Here is an 18,085-nt window from a genome sequence, read left to right on the forward strand (position 1 = left end):
GCGTCCTTGGTATTCGGCTAAATGGGGATGATTGTAGCGTTTTGCGGCCTTGGCGGGAAAGCATCCCGTCCACAGCCCCATGCTGGCAGGGTAGCAGGGGAAAATCCGCGGCGCTTTGTCGTTTTCCCCCTACATGGCCCAAGGTAAAACTGGCAGGAACACAGCATTAGCTTGGCGCTGCCCCGACTCAGTAGTAACCTTCGCGCTCACAGGCCATTCGATTTTCTTGCGCCGCAACAAACACGGAAAGCGGATGGCATTGCATGCTTAACTACACAAAGAACGCACACAAATCATGCAGGCTCACAATAAACAAGCCATGACCGGCCTGACGCTGGCTGCGCTGGGCGTGGTGTACGGGGATATCGGCACCAGCCCGCTGTATACCTTGCAACAATGTTTCACCAGCCACAACATGGCTACCACACCGGATAACATCCTGGGGATTCTTTCCCTGATTTTCTGGTCGCTGATTTTTGTGGTTTCCATCAAATATGTGGCCTTTGTCCTGCGTGCCGATAACCACGGCGAAGGCGGCATCATGGCGCTGATGGCGCTGGCCAGGCATTACATCACCCATTCGGCACGCTGGAAGGTGGTGCTGCTGGGCCTGTTTGGTGCCTCGCTGTTTTATGGCGATGCCATCATCACCCCGGCCATTTCCGTCCTGTCAGCGGCCGAGGGCCTGAAAGTGCTCAGTCCCAGCATGGGTCCGTACATCCTGCCCCTGGCCATCGTGGTGCTGGTTTTCCTGTTTATCCTGCAGCGCTTTGGTACGGCCAGTGTCGGCATGTTGTTCGGACCGGTCATGACCTTCTGGTTCTGCACGATCGGCGTGCTGGGCCTGCTGCAAATCCTGCAAGCGCCTGCGGTATTGGCCGCCATCAACCCCCTGCATGCCGTTCGCTTCCTCTACCAGCACGGTGTTGGTGCGTATCTGACCCTGGGTTCGGTGGTACTGGCACTGACCGGAGCCGAGGCGCTGTATGCCGACATGGGCCACTTTGGCAAAACACCGATCCGCCGCGCCTGGTATGGCCTGGTGCTGCCGGCACTGGTGCTGAATTATTTCGGCCAGGGTGCCTTGCTGATGCTGAACCCCAAGGCCATTGAGAATCCCTTTTTCATGCTGGCCCCGCAATGGGCGCTGCTGCCGCTGATCATCCTGGCCACCCTGGCCACGGTGATTGCCTCGCAAGCGGTGATTTCCGGTGCCTACTCGCTCACCCGCCAGGCCATCCAGCTGGGCTATAGCCCGCGCATGGAGATTTCCCATACTTCGGAAAAGGAAATCGGCCAGATCTACCTGCCCTTCGTCAACTGGGCCTTGCTGATTGCCGTGCTGGTAGTCGTGCTGACCTTCCAGACGTCGGATAGCCTCGCTTCTGCCTACGGCATTGCCGTGACCGGCACCATGCTGATCACCACCCTGCTGTTCTTCGTGGTGGCACGGGTCAACTGGCGCTGGCCGCTGCCGCTGGCGCTGGGCGTGACCATTATCTTCGGCATCATCGACGCCGCCTTCTTCAGCGCCAACCTGCTCAAGCTGTTCTCCGGCGGCTGGCTGCCGCTGGTGCTGGGCATGGTGATCTTCCTGCTGATGACCACCTGGAAACAGGGCCGCAAACTGCTGTTTGACCGCCTGCGCGAACAGGCCTTGCCGCTGGACAGCTTTATCGAAAACCTGGAAGCCTTCCCGCCCACCCGTGTGCAGGGCACGGCGGTCTTCCTCACCAGCACCCTGCATGGCGTACCGCATGCGCTCCTGCATAATCTGAAGCACAACAAGGTGCTGCATGACCGTATCGTGCTGATGACCATCCGCACCGAGGATGTGCCTTACATCAACGATGAATCGCGGCTGGAAGTGGTGCAGCTGTCACCCTCGTTCTGGCGCGTGGTGGCCCGCTACGGCTTCAAGGAAGACCCGAGCGTGCTCAATGTGCTGGAACTGTGCGAAGCCGATGGCCTGGCTTTCGAGCTGATGGATACCTCCTTCTTCCTGTCGCGCGAAACCATCATCTCCACCGAGCGTCCGGGCATGGCACGCTGGCGCGAACGGCTGTTTGTGTGGATGAGCAAGAATGCGCTGCGCGCCACCGACTTTTTCCAGATTCCGACCAACCGCGTCGTGGAACTGGGCGCGCAAGTCGAACTGTAGTCAAGCAACTACATCAAAAGGCAGGCTTTTCAGCCTGCCTTTTTTATTTGCCATGCCATATTCATGCAATGTAATCGATTACAAAGCACCAGCAGGCACAATAAAATCCCATTCAATACAAGTACTTGCCACTTGAATGGTGGCAGTCACCGGCCGCCGGCATCGCGCTGAGCACAAAAATGGCCGACGCAAAACAGTCGGCCACATGAGGCAAAACGGCTGAAATTTTACTATGTAGTGACGCCACTACGCCGGCAGGTCGATTTCCCTTCGCACCCTGGCCCAGTCGAAGTAAGGGCCGGGATCGGTTTTACGCCCCGGGGCAATATCCTCATGTCCGGTCATGCCGCGCAAGGGCAGCTGGCTGCGCAATTCGCGCAATAGTGCCAGCAACATCTGGTACTGCGCATCGGCAAAGGGCTCGAAATCGCAGCCCTCCAGCTCTATCCCTACCGAAAAGTCATTGCAACGCTCGCGCCCGCGCCAGCTGGACACCCCGGCATGCCAGGCACGCTGATGCACGGAAACAAACTGCAACAGCTGTCCGCTGCGGCGTATAAAGAAATGCGCTGAGACGCGCAAGTGCTGAATGCTGGTAAAGAAAGGATCTTCCGCCGGGTCCAGCGTATTGGTGAACAGCTGCGACACGGCCTGCCCGCCATAGCGATAGGGCGGCAGGCTGATATTGTGAATGACCAGCAATTCGGCCGCCCCGCCCTCGCGGGCATCACAATTGGGTGAAGGAATCTGTCGCGCTTCGCGCACCCAGCCATTGGCATCCAGATGCAGCACCGGCTGCACACGGCCGGCCTGATAGACCATGCGCCACAGCACCAAGCCATCCGGCACCTTCCAGCGCTGTTCCAGCACAAAACCCGCCTTGTGATACAGCGCCACCGCCGCGGCATTGACCTCGGCGGTATCCACGCTGACTTCGTCGGCATCCGCCAGCAGATGATTGAGCAAGCGGTAACCCCAGCCATCGCCAAAGCAGGCCGGGTCCACCACCGTGCGCTCGATATGCCAGCCGCCCTGCTGGCGCTGGCTTGCCACCAGCACACCACGCAGCACATTGCCCTCAAAGGCGCCCAGCACACGGTCGCGGCAGGCCATCACGGCAGCCAGATCAGGCCACATCAGCGGCAGCTGGGGATAATCCAGCCACGCGCACTCCACCTGATGCGCCAACAGCTGGATACGCAGCGCCGCGGCTGCCAGTTGCGGGTCGTCCAGCCGTATTGGCCTGATTTCAAACGGAATGTCCATTGCTGCCTTTCTCGCCGGTCTTTGCCGCCGCCACATCGCCACCCTGCCCCCGCCCGCGCATTGCGCTGGGCAAGCCACCCTGGCAGGGCGCACAATGTCCTATTGTGCCAGCAGCGCCGGCCGCTGCGAACCGAGTGCCGCGCATTTGAGCAGAATCATGGTTTTTTGCAATGCAGCACGGCACACTCGATCCATTCACCCAGCTTGAGGCTTCCCACCATGCTTACCCTGAATGATATCGGCAACACCGGCAGCGCCAGCTTCGAACAACCCCTGGACATGCTGCTGGCCTGCCATGACAAGATCCGCCGCTTCTGCGACCAGCTGGACAAGCTGCCGGGCTATATCGCCGAACATGGCGTGAATGAGGCGGTAAAGAACACCATCGATGGCGTGATCCGCTATTTTGACGTCGCCGGCCCCGCCCACCATATCGACGAGGAAGAAGAACTGTTCCCCATCCTGCTGGAGCGCGTCCCCACGGCAGCCCCGCGCATCGAACAGCTGGAGGCCGAGCACGGCTATCTGCATTCCTGCTGGAATGCCATTCGCGATGATCTGCGCGCCCTGCGCAATGGCGAAATCGACAGCATCAGCGAAAATGCCGTGGCCGAGTTTGTACGTCAGTACCGCGAGCATGCGGCATCGGAAGAGGCCTGGCTGATTCCGACCGCAGCCGCCACCCTGAATGCCGAGGAGTTGCGCGTGGCCGGCCAGCACATGGCCCAGCGCCGTCAGCAAGCCTGCTGAACACCCGCCGGTCCTAAAGCAAAAAAGGATGCCGTCAGGCATCCTTTCAAAACGCCTTCGCGCTTTCTGGAAGGAAAGCGGGGCTCCCTTGCAGGGCAAGGGCGGGGGGATTGGGAGTAGATGGAAAGGCTGCGGAGTCGATAAGTCAACTGGAAGGCCCGGCTGTGCCGGGTCCAGTAGAATCCTGCCAAATCACGCTGTCAGCAGCCTAAAAGGATGCCGCAAGGCATCCTTTTTGCGTTAGCGGCTGCCGCCAGTCTTAGGCCGTTAGTTGCAACAATGCGGCGAATGCATCTTCAAACAGCTTGAGCCCATCCTGCTGCAGCTTGTCGCCGACCGCCACCAGGTCGATATCGGCCTCAGCCACCTCCAGCAGGGTGATCTGGGCCTGCTGCGCATCCTGCGGCAAGGTCAGCGCAGCCACGCCGTGATCACGGAAGGCCGCCAGCGTGCCATCCGGCACGGTATTGACGGTTTCATCGCCAATCAGGCTTTCCACGTACAGCACATCGGAGTAAGCGGCGTTCTTGGTGCCGGTGGACGCCCACAGCAGGAATTGCGGCCAGGCACCGGCAGCCTTGAGCGCAGCAAACTCGCTGCCATGGAAACGCTGCTGATAGCGGGCGTAAGCCACCTTGGACAGGGCAATGGCGGTCTTGCCTTGCAAGGCTGCCGGCAGTTGCGGGTCCAGCAGGCTGTCAACCCGCGACAGGAAGAAGCTGGCTACGGCCTTGATGCCGGACACCGGCTTGCCGGCGGCGTGGCGTGCGCTCAGGCCGTCGATATAGGCATCCCATACCGCTTCCACCTGCGGCAGGCTGAACAGCAGGGTGATGTTGACGTTGATGCCCTCGGCCGTGAGCGTCTGGAAGGCGCGGATGCCGGCCGGCGTGGCCGGGATCTTGATCATGGCGTTGGGACGGCCGATCTCGGACCACAAGCGGCGTGCCGCAGCCAGCGTGCCGGCTTCGTCGTGCGACAGGGCCGGCGACACTTCCAGGCTGACATAGCCATCATTGCCCTGGCTGCTGCGGTACTGCTCCAGCAACAGGTCGCATGCGGCCTGGATGTCCGGCACCACCAGTGCCTCGTAGCGCTGCTCTGCGCTGAGCGCGGCATTGCTTTTCAGCTGTGCCAGATCACCCTGGTAACTGGCATCGCTGCTGATGGCCTTGTAGAAAATGGCCGGATTGGAAGTCACGCCGGCAATGCCGTCTTCTTGCAGCAAGGTGGCCAGTTGGCCGGAAGCCAGCAGTTCACGGGACAGATTATCCAGCCAGATACGCTGGCCGAACTGACGAATGGATTGCAGACGATTCATGGTGTGGTCCGGGAACAGGGTAGTTTGCATTATGGAGGAATATCCTAGCGCGCCAGCGCAGGCAGGCCAAGCCCCAAACGCAGCGATTTTCCGTTAACTTGCATGGAAATCACTGACTAAAACGTCATCAACAAATGGTTTGAGGAAAGAAACGAAATCCAGGTGGGCCGGGTGGTGCAGATAAGCATCACGGGCGGCCGCGTCGGCAAAGCTTAACAGCCAGCCGTGGGTGAAACCCTGCTGCAAGCCTTCCGGGCTGCAATCCGGCCCGCCGGCAAAGGACTGGATGCCGGCGATCAGCGCAGGCAAGGCGGCAAAACGCCGGCTGATTTCGGCAATGTCGGACGGCGTGGACGCCGCGGTAAAACGCAACAACACCACATGATGCAGCATGCCAGCTCCTTGGCGGTGGAAGCTGCCATCCTACCTGCCATGAGGCGGGCTGGCGAGGGTTGGCCAGACCAGCAGCCCAGCCGGCCGACCGTGGCCGGCGCAGCCTGCTGGCCAGCCATGGCGCCAATCAGGCGCTGTGGGAGCCGTTTTCCGGTTCGGCGGAACGCTCGCGCTGGAAAATCACGCTGAAGGTACTGCCCTTGTCCGGTTCGCTCTTGATATCCAGCCTGGCGTTGTGGCGGGCAATCACATGCTTGACGATGGCCAGGCCAAGGCCGGTGCCGCCATTGCCGCGGGAACGGCCACGATCCACCCGGTAAAAGCGCTCGGTCAGCCGCGGGATATGCTCGCGCGGAATGCCAATGCCGCTGTCCTTGACGGAAAAACGCAGGCGTTCGCCTTCGGCCTTCCACGACAGGGTGATGGCGCCGCCTTCCGGGGTGTAACGCACGGCATTGGATACCAGGTTGCCAAACGCCGAATGCAGCTCCTGCGCACTGCCCCACAACCACTGGCTGCAATCCCTTTCCAGCCTGATCTGGTGCCGGCCCTGCGACAGGCCTTCGGCCTCCACCATCAGGGTATCCAGCATCAGCTGCATGTTGACCTTTTCCGCCACCGCGGCCTTGGGGCTGTTTTCCAGCCGCGACAGGGTCAGCAGATCTTCCACCAGGCTTTGCATGCGCCGCGACTGCTCCATCATCATCGGCAGAAAGTGGCTGAGTGTGGCCTGATCCACTTCTTCCATGTCGGACAGCGTCTCGAGAAAACCGCCCACCACCGTCAGCGGCGTACGCAGTTCATGCGAAACATTGGCGACAAAATCGCGATGCACGGTCTGCACCCGCTCCAGCGAAGTGATGTCGCGGCTGAGCAGCAATTTGCGCGTGGAATCGAAGGGCACCAGCTGCACCGAGATCACCAGCTCGCGCGGCTGGGTAAACTGCAACACCAGCGGCTGACTGAAGCTGGCGTTTTTCATGTAGGCATGAAAGCTGGGCTGGCGAATGAGATTGAGAATCTGGTTACCCACATCCTGCTTGCGGTCCAGGTTCAGATGCTCCATCGCCATCGGGTTGATCCACTCGATACGGTCATGCTCGTCCAGCACCACCACCCCATCCGGCATGGCCTCGCCGGCATTGATGAAGCGCTCCAGCACATTGGTCAGCTTGCGCTTGCTCTGCATCTGGGTACGCATGGTGCGGTACAAGGTCATGAACACCGTATGCCAGGCACCGAAACCATCCGGCACCCGTTCGGCCGTGGGGTGGTCAAGCCAGCGCAGCAACAGGGCAATGTGATAGAGATGAAATCCCAGCCAGGCCAGCAGGCTGAGACAGGCAGCGATCAGGCCTTCAATCGGGCCGCTGAAGGCCCAGAAGCCCAGGCCGATGAAGAGGATGACAATCAGCCAAACCAGGGTACGCTGCAGGAATTCTCGCAAGACTGCCTCACTGCTGGGTGGAGAAACGGTAACCTGTGCCGCGAACGGTCTGAATCAGGGCATCATGGCCGGTGGTTTCCAGCGAACTGCGCAGGCGGCGGATATGCACGTCGACCGTACGCTCCTCCACGAAGACATGATCGCCCCACACCTGATCCAGCAGCTGGGAACGCGAGTGTACACGCTCCGGGTGCGTCATGAAGAAATGCAGCAGGCGGAATTCGGTCGGCCCCAGATCGATGGTGCCGCCATTGCCACTGACGCGATGGGTGATCGGGTCCAGCCGCAAGCCCTGCACCTCGACCGCATCATCGGTCATCTGCGGCGCGCGGCGACGCAATACGGCCTTGATGCGGGCCAGCAGCTCGCGCGGCGAAAAGGGTTTGGTGATGTAGTCATCCGCACCGGACTCCAGCCCGGTAATCTTGTCCTGCTCGTCGGAGCGGGCAGTCAGCATGATGATGGGGATGTGCTTGGTGCGTTCGTCCGAACGCAGGCGCTTGGCGATATCCACCCCGGAAGCACCCGGCAGCATCCAGTCCAGCAACACCAGGTCGGGCAGTGCATTGCGCACCAGGGTCAGGGCAGCTTCGGCCGTGCTGGCACGCAAGACGTGATGCCCCGCCTGGGTGAGGTTAAAGGCGATCAGTTCCTGAATCGCCGGTTCGTCTTCAACAAGCAAAATATTGGCAGCCATGTATCGGTCCAGTCCCGGTTTGATTATGGCAAGGATAAAAACCAGCGATTACAGAAATATGACATTTCTTAAATAGTTGCCGAAACTTTTACCGCACGCGCCAGCACAGGGGGCAAGGCTGTCATCTTGCCATGCCTGGCCCGGAAAACAGGCAAAAAAAACGGGCCTGCCACAAGGCAGACCCGGAATGGCCTTCGTCAAAAATTTGTTTGTCTGACTTGAGACCAGGGACAAAGAGATCACCAGGACAGTTTCAAACGGGTTACATGCAAATGAACCCATCAGCAACGAATCCGGACAAGAGCCATCCCGGCGGGACAGTGCCGAAACAGCTCTGATACGGCAGGCATTGTACGGAGCTGGCAGCAATAATTTAATGTGAAAATATGGGATTTTTCGCATTAATGCCTTGTAAAATGGCTTTTTTAAGCCATGAAACTTTCGATTCGTAGTATGGATAAATTCGACAAAAAAATTCTGGCTGCCCTGCATGAAAATGCCCGTATCAGCTTTGCCGAACTGGCCCGGCGGGTGAACCTGTCGGCACCGGCCATTGCCGACCGGGTGGCCAAGCTGGAAGCACAAGGCGTCATCACCGGCTACCATGCCCAGATCGATCCGGCCAAGGTTGGTCTGCCCATTTTCTGCATGATCGAGCTGACGGTGAAGCATCTGGAGTACTACGTGGTGCTGGAAAGAATCCGCAATATGCCGCAGGTACTGGAGTGCGCCTCCATCACCGGCACCAGCGGCCTGATGATGAAAGTGGCAGTCGATACCATGCCCAGCCTGCAGGCACTGATTGCCCAGTTGATGCAGTTTGGCGATACCAAGACCTCCATCATCATCGACATGCCGGTTGCACCGCGCATGCCGCAACTGCTGCAGGACGACTGAAAGCCGCGGCCGACACGGTACATCCCAGGCAAAAAAATGGCCGAAGAATCGACGATTCTTCGGCCAAACTCTTGGGAGAGACCATATAGAAGCACATCTACGAACGAAGCACCCAGGCAGGCATCTTCTGACCAATGCCTGCCGGGTTTACTGCACCGGTTTCCCCCTGGTGGTTCTGACGCCACCAGGGGGAGACGGATTACTTGGCAGCCACCCAGGCCAGCGAGGTGTCCAGCATGCGGTTGGCAAAGCCCCACTCGTTGTCGTACCAGGACAGTACCTTGACTTCGCGGCCAGCGATGACGCGGGTCAGCGTGGAATCAAACACGCTGGAAGCCGGGTGGTGCAGGAAGTCACGCGAAACCAGCGGCAGGGTGTTGACGGCCAGCACGCCAGCCAGACGGCCTTTGGCAGCGGCGGTGATCAGCTCGTTGACCTCTTCCACCGTGGTATCGCGCGAGGAGGTGAAGGTCAGGTCGACCAGCGAGACATTGCTGACCGGAACGCGGACGGCAAAGCCATCCAGCTTGCCCTTGAGCTTGGGCAGCACCAGGCCGACGGCAGCAGCGGCACCGGTCTTGGTCGGGATCATCGACACGGCGGCAGAACGGGCACGGCGCAGGTCGGAGTGATCGGTATCCAGCAGCACCTGGTCGTTGGTGTAGGCATGGATGGTGGTCATCAGGCCACGTTCGATACCGATGGTATCGATCAGTGGCTGTACCAGCGGAGCCAGACAGTTGGTGGTGCAGGAAGCGTTGGATACCACGGTCATGGCGCTGGTGAGCACATCGTCGTTGACACCGAACACCACGGTGGCATCGGCATCGTTGGCCGGAGCGGAAATCAGCACGCGCTTGGCACCGGCTTCCAGATGCAGGGCGGCCTTGTCGCGTTTGGTGAAGATGCCGGTACATTCCAGTACCACGTCCACGCCCAGTTCCTTCCACGGCAGCTCGGCCGGGTTACGGATGGACAGCAGCTTGATCGGCTTGCCGTTCACCACCAGGGCATCGCCTTCCAGTGCGATGGTGCCACCGAAGGGGCCATGCACGCTGTCAAAGCGGGTGAGGTGTTCGTGCAGTTCCGGCTTGCCCAGGTCATTGATGGCCACGATCTCGATATCGCGGTCAGCAAAGCGCTCCTGCCAGGCGCGGACCACCATGCGGCCGATACGGCCGTAACCATTAATGGCAACTTTCAACGTCATGATGCATCCTCCAAAATGATAATGGCGCAAGGTCATCTAAGCGTGCCCTGCGCCATTCAATTTCTGCTCCTTTTGCTCTGTAAGCAAGTGACTACAAAAGTAGTGTGCAGGCTACCAACAAAGCGGTGAAATCCTTGTCGGGCAAGGCCCGCCGCCCTGTAGTGCCCGGCTGTGCTCAGCCCTGTAACAAACTGGCAAAAGGAGCAGGGTCTTCTGCCAATACCACATGTAGCAGATTGCCGGAAAATGTGGTCACGCCACGCGCGCCCAGGGCGTGCAGGGCCTGTTCATCCACCAGGCTGGCATCGGCCACTTCCACCCGCAGGCGGCTGCCGGCCACGGCCTCCACATGTTTTACATTAGCTGCTCCGCCCAGGGCCTGCAGCCAGTCGTTACGCTGGCCACTGCTGGCCACGGCCTTGACGCTGCTCACCACCACCGCCGGGGCTGCGTTATCCGTCACCGCAACACCCTGCTGCAGGGCCGTGCGGATTTCATCAGAGATCAGATCGGCCTCCGGCCCCAGCACGACCTGCACACTGCCAGCCGCCGGCTTGATCAGCCCACGCGAGCCCAGGGCCTTGAGCGCAGCCTCGTCCACCTTGGCGTTATCCGCCACCTGCAGGCGCAGACGGGTGGTGCAGGCATCCACTGCTTTCAGGTTGGCCGCCCCACCGAGCGCCAGGATGAAGCCATGTGCGCGCGCCGATCCGGCAAGCACTTGCACGGCGACTTGCGGCGCATCTTCCCGCCCCATGGTCTGCAGATTGAATTTGCGGATAAAGAAGCTGAACAGGCCGTAATAGATGACGAAATACAGCAGGCCCACCGGCAGCAGCAGCAGTGGTTTCTGGGCAATGCCGAAATTGAGCAGGTAGTCGAACAGGCCGGCGGAGAAGCCAAAGCCCAGGTGCACGCCCAGTGCATACATCAGCGCCATGGCAACACCGGTCAGCACGGCATGAATGGCATACAGCACCGGCGCGAGGAACATGAAGGCGAATTCGACCGGTTCGGTCACCCCGGTCAGAAAAGCCGTCAGCGCCATCGAGAACAGCACGCCGCCCACCGCGGCCTTGTTTTCCGGCTTGGCGGCACGATACATGGCCAGGCAGGCCGCGGGCAGGCCGAACATCATCACCGGGAAAAAGCCGCTCATGAACATGCCGGCGCTCCTGTCGCCCGCAAAGAAGCGGGTGAGGTCGCCATGAACCAGCTTGCCGGCCGTATCGGTGTAATCACCCACCTGGAACCACACGATGGTGTTGAGGATGTGATGCAGGCCGGTGACGATGAGCAGGCGATTGAGCACACCGTAGATAAACAGGCCAATCTCCCCCACCCCGATCAGCCACTTGCCCAGCGCGTCGATGCCGTTCTGCACCGGCGGCCAGGCCAGGCCCAACACCACGCCCAGCAGCAGCATGGCAAAGCCGGTGGCAATCGGCACGAAACGCCGGCCACCGAAGAAGGCCAGATAGGTGGGCAGCTTGATGTCCTTGTAGCGGTTGTACAGCACACCGGCCACCAGGCCGGCCAGAATGCCGGCCAGCACCCCCATGTTGATGGCGAAAGGCTTGCCCGCAGGATCGAGATGCACCAGCGACTTGAAGACATCGTAGCCCAGCAGCGTGTCGGGCATCACTTTCAGCACCGCGGTCAGCACCATATAGCCGATGGCCCCGGCCAGGCCGGCGGCGCCATTATTGTCGCGGGCAAAGCCCACGGCCACGCCGATGGCAAAAATCAGCGCCAGATTGCCGAAAATGGCATCACCAGCCTGGGCCATCACCTTGATGTCCAACAGATCGGGCTGGCCCAGGCGCAACAGCAGGCCGGCCACCGGCAACACGGCAATCGGCAGCATCAGGGCACGGCCCAGCTGCTGGATGCCGGCAAACTTGTTTTGTGTACTCACCTCTACTCCTCCTTGAGTTTATCGGATGGCCTGACGGCCATCCTGTTTTGTCCGCAAGCCGGCTCAGGCAGCCGGCCAACAGTGTTGTGCGCGTTGACGTACTTCGCTGGCAGCCGTCAGCCGCTGCATGGCGCTTGCTTCGCGCTGGCATTCGGCATAGTCCAGCCCGCGGATGCGGCTCTTGATCTCCGGCACCAGACCGGGGCTGACCGACAGCTCGCTCACCCCCAGTCCGACCAGTACCGGCACCGCGACCGGATCGGAGGCCAGCGCACCGCATACGCCCACCCACTTGCCATGCTGGCGTGCGCCCGCCACCGTCATGGCGATCAGCCGCAGCAGCGCCGGGTGCAGGGCATCCATCCGCGATGCCAGCGTGGCATTGCAGCGGTCCATGGCCAGGGTGTACTGGGTCAGGTCATTGGTGCCGATGGAGAGGAAGTCGGCATGGCGGGCCAGCTGGTCGGCCAGCAGGGCGGCGGCAGGCACTTCGATCATCACCCCGAGCTGCGGACGCTCGCTCAAGCCCAGTTGGCCGGCCAGCAGCTCCAGCCGCTGTCGTACCCGCAACAGTTCGTCCACTTCACTGATCATCGGCAGCAGGATGCGCAGCCGCGACAGCGGCTGTACCGACAACAGGGCATTCAGCTGCAGGTCGAGCAGGGCCGGGTCGGCAAAGCCGCTGCGGATGCCACGCAAGCCCAACGCCGGATTTTCCTCGGCCGGCAGCTGCAGATAGGGCAGTTCCTTGTCGCCCCCCACATCCAGGGTGCGGATGATGACGGGACGTTCCGGCATGGCATCCAGCACCGCCTGGTAAGCCTGTTGCTGCTCGGCGGCATCCGGTGCCTGCTGCCTGTCGATAAACAGGAATTCGGTGCGGGTCAGGCCCACGCTGTCCGCACCATGGCGCAGGCCGTCGCGGGCTTCATCGGCATTGGCAATATTGACGGCCACCTCGATGCTGACGCCGTCCAGCGTGACGGCTGCGGCATTGGCGCAGGCCTGCATGTGCTGTCGTCGCTGGGCCAGCGCGGCGATGCGCGTGGCCGCCTCGCTCAGGGTGCGCTCATCCGGAGCGGGATGGCAGCAGCCCTGGCTGGCATCCAGCAAGACCTGTTGCCCGCTGTGCAATTGCAGGGCGGCAGGCCCGCAGGCCACCAGGGCCGGAATGCCCAGTGCCCGCGCCAGAATGGCCACATGTGCCGTGGCACCGCCGGCGGCGGTCAGCATGCCGGCCACCTTGTCCTGCGGCAGGCTGGCCAGCTGGGACGGGGCCAGGTCTTCCGCCACCAGGATGACCGGGGTACTCAACTGCAGCGGCTGCATTTCCTCGCCCAGCAGGATCTGCAACAACTGGCGCTGCAGATCGCGCAGGTCGGCAATGCGCTCGGCCAGCAGCGGATTACCCAGCGCCGCCAGCAACTGGCACTGGGTACTGATGGCCTGGCGGAAAGCAAAGCCGGCGCTCTGACCGCTGGCGATGCCCTGCTGGCTGGCCTGCAATAGCTCGGGGTCATCCAGCAGGGCCAGATGAGCGGAAAAGATTTCGCTTTGCGTGAGGGCGCCACGTCGCTGGGCATCGTTGACCGACTGGCTCAGCCGGCCACGCAGCTGTTGCAGCGCCTGCTGCAGCAAGTGTGTTTCCCGCTGCGCATCCTCCGCCCATTGCAATGGCTCCGGTTCACTCATGTCGAGTCTGAGTACCGGGGCGATGGCCAGCCCCGGTGCGGCGCACACGCCACTCAGCAGGCCCGCCGCCACCGCTGCCGGTTGCGCCACCGGCGATGCCGGGGCATGCCCGCCCTGGCTGCGGGTCTGCAGCGCGGCAATGACGGCGGCGGCGGCCGCTGCGGCATCGCTGCCCTGTGCCAGCACCTCGACATCGTCCTGTTCGGCGACACCCAGCGTCATCAGCGCCACCATGCTTTTGGCGTTGGCGCGCTGCCCCTTGAACGCCACCTGCACCTGGGCGGCAAACGGCCGTGCCGCATTCTGTACCAGTGCGGCCGGGCGGGCATGCAGGCCACCGGCATGTCGTACCGTGGCATGCCCGCGGCTTTCGCCTGCCGGCGTGCTGGCAGGGCTGCTGCTGGCAGCTGGCAAGGCATGCAGGCGCAGCAGCGGTGTTTGCCCGGCCTGCGCCAGCCCGCTGGCGCGTTCGGCCAGCTGGTAGTGTTCACCATTGGCAATCACCAGCATGCTGATCAGCGAGGCGGCCCGGCGTGCCACGGCATCCAGATCGACCTCGATCAAGGGCTGCCCCTGCCGCACGCGGTCGCCCTGCGCCACCAGCGCGGTGAATCCGGCTCCAGCTAGCTGCACGGTGTCGATGCCGACATGCAGCAGGATTTCCGCACCATTGGCGGCGGTCAGCGTCAGGGCATGGTGGGTGCGCGCCAGCTGGCTGATCACGCCATCACAGGGAGCAAGCAGGGTGGAAGACAGGGGTTCGATGGCCAGGCCATCGCCCATCATCAGGCCGGCGAACACCGGATCGGGCACTTGCGGCAAGGGCAGCAGCGGCCCGCTGAAAGGGGCCATGAGTTGCAGCGAAGGGTTCATCGACATCCTCCTGTCTAAGCCAGGAGGTGCCGTCCCGCAGGGAGGACTCCTGGCGTTCAGGCCGCGCCGGGCCGGCTGCACCAACAACAGGCGCAAGCCGGGCCGGACACGGCGCCAAACCGTGTCTGTTCTGTCACTGGCTGCCGGCTGGCAGCCATGTCTGGAGCAGGCTTCAATGCGTGCGCGTTACCTTGGACAGATGACGCGGGGTATCGGGATTGAGGCCACGCGCCTCGGACAATTGTGCGGCCATCAGGTAGAAGCTCTGGATGGCCAGCAAGGGGTCCAGCGCCTCGTCATCCGCCACGCTGAGGGTCAGGTCGCGGCTGGGCTCATCGGCCGGTGCGGCCAGCAGCACCCGCGCTCCACGGCCACGCATCTCGGCGGCCAACTCGATCAAACCCTGTTGCTCCGGTCCGCGCGGCGCAAACACCAGCAAGGGGTAACCTTCGTCAATCAGCGCCATCGGGCCGTGCTTGATTTCCGCGCCGGAGAAGGCTTCGGCCTGGATGGCGCAGGTTTCCTTGAACTTGAGTGCGGCTTCCAGCGCCACGGCAAAGCCAAGGCCACGCCCCACCACCATGATGCGTTCGGCGGTGGCCAGCACCGGGATGGCTGCGCTCCAGTCCTGGCGGCAGGCTTGTTGCAACTGGCCGGGCAGTTGATCCAGTGCCCGCAGCAAGGCGCTGTCACCCTGCCAGTGCGCCACCAGCCGGGCCACGGCAGAGAGCGAGGCGATATAACTCTTGGTGGCGGCCACGCTCTTTTCCTCGCCGGCGCACAAGGGCAGCGACCACTCACAGGCAGCCGCCAACGGCGACTCATGCTTGTTGACCAGGGCTACCGTGCGCGCTCCGGCAGCGGCCAGGCGGCTCATGGTGTCGATCAGGTCCGGGCTTTGGCCGGATTGCGACAGGGCCACCGCCAGCTGTCCCTTCACCGCCAGCGGCGCGTGGTGCAGGGTCACCAGCGACATGGGCAGGGACACCACCGGCACACCCAGGCGCTGCATGGCCAGATAGGCGAAATAGCTGGCGGCATGGTCGGAGCTGCCGCGTGCCACCGTCAGCGCCAGCGTGGGCGGAGTGGTGGCCAACTCGCGCCCCAGCACGGCCAGGCCTTCATCGGCATACATGTGTTGGGCGGCCACGGCATCCGCCGCAGACAGGGCTTCTTCATACATCAGAGACGACAAGGTGTTCCCCTTCCAGATAGACATCCAGCAAATTCATGGCTTCATCCAGCACCAGCACATCGGCCCAGGCTCCCGCCTGCAGCCGGCCGCGGTCGGCATGGCCCAGATAATCGGCCGGATACAACGACAGCCGGTGCGAGGCCTCGGCCAGCGGCAGGCCGATGGACAGCAGATTGCGCAAGGCCTGATCCATGGTCAGCGTGCTGCCCGCCAGGGTGCCGTCGGCCAGCCGCACCCCACCCAGGCATTTGTGCACGGTATGTGAGCCCAGCTTGTATTCGCCGTCCGGCATGCCGGCAGCGGCGGTGGAATCAGTCACGCAGTACAGGCGTGGAATGGCGCGCAAGGCGGTGCGGATGGCGCCGGGATGCACATGCAGCAGGTCCGGAATCAGCTCGGCATAGTCGGCATGGGCCAGCGCCGCCCCCACCATGCCCGGCTCGCGGTGATGCAGGCCGCTCATGGCATTGAACAAATGGGTAAAACCGGCAGCGCCCTGCTGCAGCGCTTGCACGCCATCTTCATAACTGCCCAGGGTGTGGCCGATCTGCACCCGGATGCCGGCATCGCTCAAGGCGCGGATGATCTCCATGTGGCCGGGGATTTCCGGCGCCAGCGTCAGCAGGGCAATCGGGGCCAGGCGGCCCAGCTTTTCGATTTGCGACAGCACGGCACGACAGGCATCGTCCGGCTGCGCGCCCAGCTTGCCGGGATTGATGTAGGGGCCTTCCAGATGCACGCCCAGCAGCCGTGCCATGCCGGGGCTGCGCTGACGACAGCAAGGACCAAGCGCGGCCAGCACGTTTTCTATCTCTTCCATGGGGGCGGTCATGGTGGTGGCCAGCATGGCGGTGGTGCCATGCCGCGCATGCAGCCGGGCCACCGCTGCGGCCGCCTGGCCGCCTTCCATGATGTCTACCCCGCCGCCGCCATGTACATGCAGGTCGATAAAGCCGGGCAGGATGTAACGCTCCACTGCGTGGCCTGAGGCCAGCCGGCCATCGATGGCGGCGATGCGGCCATCCGGGCCCAGGGTGATCGTGCCGTCCAGCCAGCCCGTGCTGCTCAGGATGCGGCCCTGCAGTACATGTCGTGTCGTCATCGTCTCAGTTCAGCGACAAAGTCGTAGTAGTCGTTACGGCAATAGGTGTCAGTCAGCTCTATCGCCAGATTGTCGGCATTGAAGCCGATGCGGGTAATCAGCAGCATGGCCTCGCCCTGGCGGATGCCGGCCAGCGCCGCGATCTCCGGCGAGGCATTCACCGCGCGGATGTGCTGCAAGGCACGCACCACCGAGTGGCCGGCAGCATCCAGGTAGGCATACAGCGAGTTGCCCACTTTATGCGGCTCTGGCAGATAAGCCACTGGCAATGTGGTCATCTCTATCGCCATCACCACGCCGTCCGCCAGCCGCTGGCGCTTCAGCCGTGCCACCTGCGAGGTGGGCGACAGCCCCAGCTTGATCACCTCGTCGTTGCTGGGCGGATGAATGCCCCGCTCCAGCCATACCGACGAGGGCTCGAAGCCGCGCTGCCGCAACTGCTCGGTAAAGCCGGTCAGGCGCGACAAGGGTTGTTCCAGCCGGGGCGTGATGAAAGTGCCCGAGCCGTGACGGCGGCGAATCAATCCCTGCTCCAGCAATACATCCATGGCCTTGCGGGCGGTCACCCGCGAAATGCCCAGTTCTTCCGAAAAGGTCCGCTCCGATGGCAGGGCCTCATCGGCCTGCCACCAACCGGCATTGATGGCATCGGCCAGCTTTCTGGCCAGTTGCAAATACAACGGGGTGGTGGATTCCCCTTCCGGTTTAAGTGCGCTCCAGCGATTTTCCATAAGCGGTCTGCATGTGGTCTTGACGATAACAGGCTCAATATCGCATTCATCGCCGGTTGCGCCTAGCGGCTGGATTGCTGATGAAGTTAATACCACTTAAATACCACGTCAATACCAATTTTCTCAAATTCCCAGTAAACAGCTGGGCAAAGGCAAGACGACAGGTAGTAGCTGCCGCCAGCGTCGCGGGCTTTTCCCGCAGGACCGGCAGGCTGCCATATCAAATACCAGCGGTAATTGGTATTGAATTGGTAATAAATAACGAGCTAAACCGTGCAGAGCCTGCGGCCTGGGCCGGCAGCGGCCGACAGGCCGGACATGGTCTTGTCCAGCACAGGGCCGTGGTGGCATGGCGGTGCCAGCGTGGTCAGAAAACCACAACAACTGGTATGAAGGGATGACCGCGCAATCGCGCACATGAAAAAGGGCCGC

The 18,085-nt window shown here is 62.1% G+C and carries 14 protein-coding genes and 1 pseudogene; 3 read left to right on the forward strand and 12 right to left on the reverse strand.

The annotated features are described in order from the left end of the window. Nucleotides 1-295: 295 nt before the first annotated feature. Entirely contained in the window at nucleotides 296-2,161 is a 1,866-nt protein-coding gene (kup, locus tag DFR38_RS15055; RefSeq protein ID WP_059284688.1) for a low affinity potassium transporter Kup, read from the forward strand. Between the two features lie 246 nt (nucleotides 2,162-2,407). Here the strand turns inward: kup and ampD are convergent, their stop codons facing one another. Both ampD and DFR38_RS21785 read right to left on the reverse strand, forming a co-directional pair. Further along, nucleotides 2,408-2,983, reverse strand: a complete 576-nt coding sequence (ampD, locus tag DFR38_RS21580; RefSeq protein WP_239688512.1) for a 1,6-anhydro-N-acetylmuramyl-L-alanine amidase AmpD — start codon at nucleotides 2,981-2,983, stop codon at nucleotides 2,408-2,410. Between the two features lie 3 nt (nucleotides 2,984-2,986). After that, nucleotides 2,987-3,463, reverse strand: a pseudogene (locus DFR38_RS21785) (GNAT family N-acetyltransferase); the annotation flags it as partial. Between the two features lie 183 nt (nucleotides 3,464-3,646). Between DFR38_RS21785 and DFR38_RS15065 the strand changes: the two are divergent. Next, complete coding sequence (locus DFR38_RS15065) at nucleotides 3,647-4,177, forward strand: hemerythrin domain-containing protein (RefSeq protein WP_059284686.1); 531 nt, start codon at nucleotides 3,647-3,649, stop codon at nucleotides 4,175-4,177. A 259-nt stretch (nucleotides 4,178-4,436) separates the two neighbouring features. Here the strand turns inward: DFR38_RS15065 and tal are convergent, their stop codons facing one another. From tal to phoB, 4 genes are all read right to left on the reverse strand, one after another. Continuing rightward, nucleotides 4,437-5,498, reverse strand: a complete 1,062-nt coding sequence (tal, locus tag DFR38_RS15070; RefSeq protein ID WP_059284722.1) for a transaldolase — start codon at nucleotides 5,496-5,498, stop codon at nucleotides 4,437-4,439. A gap of 93 nt (nucleotides 5,499-5,591) precedes the next feature. Beyond that, entirely contained in the window at nucleotides 5,592-5,891 is a 300-nt protein-coding gene (locus DFR38_RS15075; protein ID WP_059284685.1) for a Dabb family protein, read from the reverse strand. 127 nt (nucleotides 5,892-6,018) lie between these two features. Continuing rightward, nucleotides 6,019-7,338 carry a phosphate regulon sensor histidine kinase PhoR gene (gene phoR, locus DFR38_RS15080; protein WP_059284684.1) on the reverse strand — a complete coding sequence of 440 codons (1,320 nt, stop codon included), beginning with the start codon at nucleotides 7,336-7,338 and terminating at the stop codon, nucleotides 6,019-6,021. 7 nt (nucleotides 7,339-7,345) lie between these two features. Then, nucleotides 7,346-8,035: a phosphate regulon transcriptional regulator PhoB gene (gene phoB, locus DFR38_RS15085; RefSeq protein ID WP_059284683.1), complete on the reverse strand. Its 690-nt coding sequence runs from the start codon at nucleotides 8,033-8,035 to the stop codon at nucleotides 7,346-7,348. Nucleotides 8,036-8,488: 453 nt separating this feature from the next. Here phoB and DFR38_RS15090 point away from each other — a divergent pair, with 453 nt between their 5' ends. Continuing rightward, nucleotides 8,489-8,932 (forward strand): Lrp/AsnC family transcriptional regulator, encoded by a 444-nt coding sequence (locus tag DFR38_RS15090; RefSeq protein WP_059284682.1) that lies wholly within the window; start codon nucleotides 8,489-8,491, stop codon nucleotides 8,930-8,932. A gap of 199 nt (nucleotides 8,933-9,131) precedes the next feature. Here the strand turns inward: DFR38_RS15090 and gap are convergent, their stop codons facing one another. From gap to DFR38_RS15120, 6 genes are all read right to left on the reverse strand, one after another. Continuing rightward, on the reverse strand, nucleotides 9,132-10,142 hold the full coding sequence (gene gap, locus DFR38_RS15095) for a type I glyceraldehyde-3-phosphate dehydrogenase (RefSeq protein ID WP_110313584.1): 1,011 nt from the start codon (nucleotides 10,140-10,142) through the stop codon (nucleotides 9,132-9,134). Nucleotides 10,143-10,317: 175 nt separating this feature from the next. Further along, complete coding sequence (nagE, locus tag DFR38_RS15100) at nucleotides 10,318-12,060, reverse strand: N-acetylglucosamine-specific PTS transporter subunit IIBC (protein WP_059284681.1); 1,743 nt, start codon at nucleotides 12,058-12,060, stop codon at nucleotides 10,318-10,320. Between the two features lie 63 nt (nucleotides 12,061-12,123). Continuing rightward, nucleotides 12,124-14,625: a phosphoenolpyruvate--protein phosphotransferase gene (gene ptsP / locus DFR38_RS15105; protein ID WP_110313585.1), complete on the reverse strand. Its 2,502-nt coding sequence runs from the start codon at nucleotides 14,623-14,625 to the stop codon at nucleotides 12,124-12,126. A gap of 172 nt (nucleotides 14,626-14,797) precedes the next feature. Further along, nucleotides 14,798-15,820, reverse strand: coding sequence for an SIS domain-containing protein (locus DFR38_RS15110; protein WP_082693500.1), 1,023 nt, complete (start codon nucleotides 15,818-15,820; stop codon nucleotides 14,798-14,800). Continuing rightward, the gene (gene nagA, locus DFR38_RS15115; RefSeq protein WP_059286462.1) at nucleotides 15,801-16,922 is read right to left on the reverse strand and encodes an N-acetylglucosamine-6-phosphate deacetylase; all 1,122 of its coding nucleotides are present in this window, start codon (nucleotides 16,920-16,922) and stop codon (nucleotides 15,801-15,803) included. Before nagA ends, DFR38_RS15110 begins: the two co-directional genes overlap by 20 nt. Further along, entirely contained in the window at nucleotides 16,919-17,653 is a 735-nt protein-coding gene (locus tag DFR38_RS15120) for a GntR family transcriptional regulator (RefSeq protein WP_059286461.1), read from the reverse strand. Before DFR38_RS15120 ends, nagA begins: the two co-directional genes overlap by 4 nt. Between the last annotated feature and the right edge of the window lie 432 nt (nucleotides 17,654-18,085).

It is taken from the genome of Aquitalea magnusonii, from assembly GCF_003202035.1.
GTDB lineage: Bacteria > Pseudomonadota > Gammaproteobacteria > Burkholderiales > Chromobacteriaceae > Aquitalea > Aquitalea magnusonii.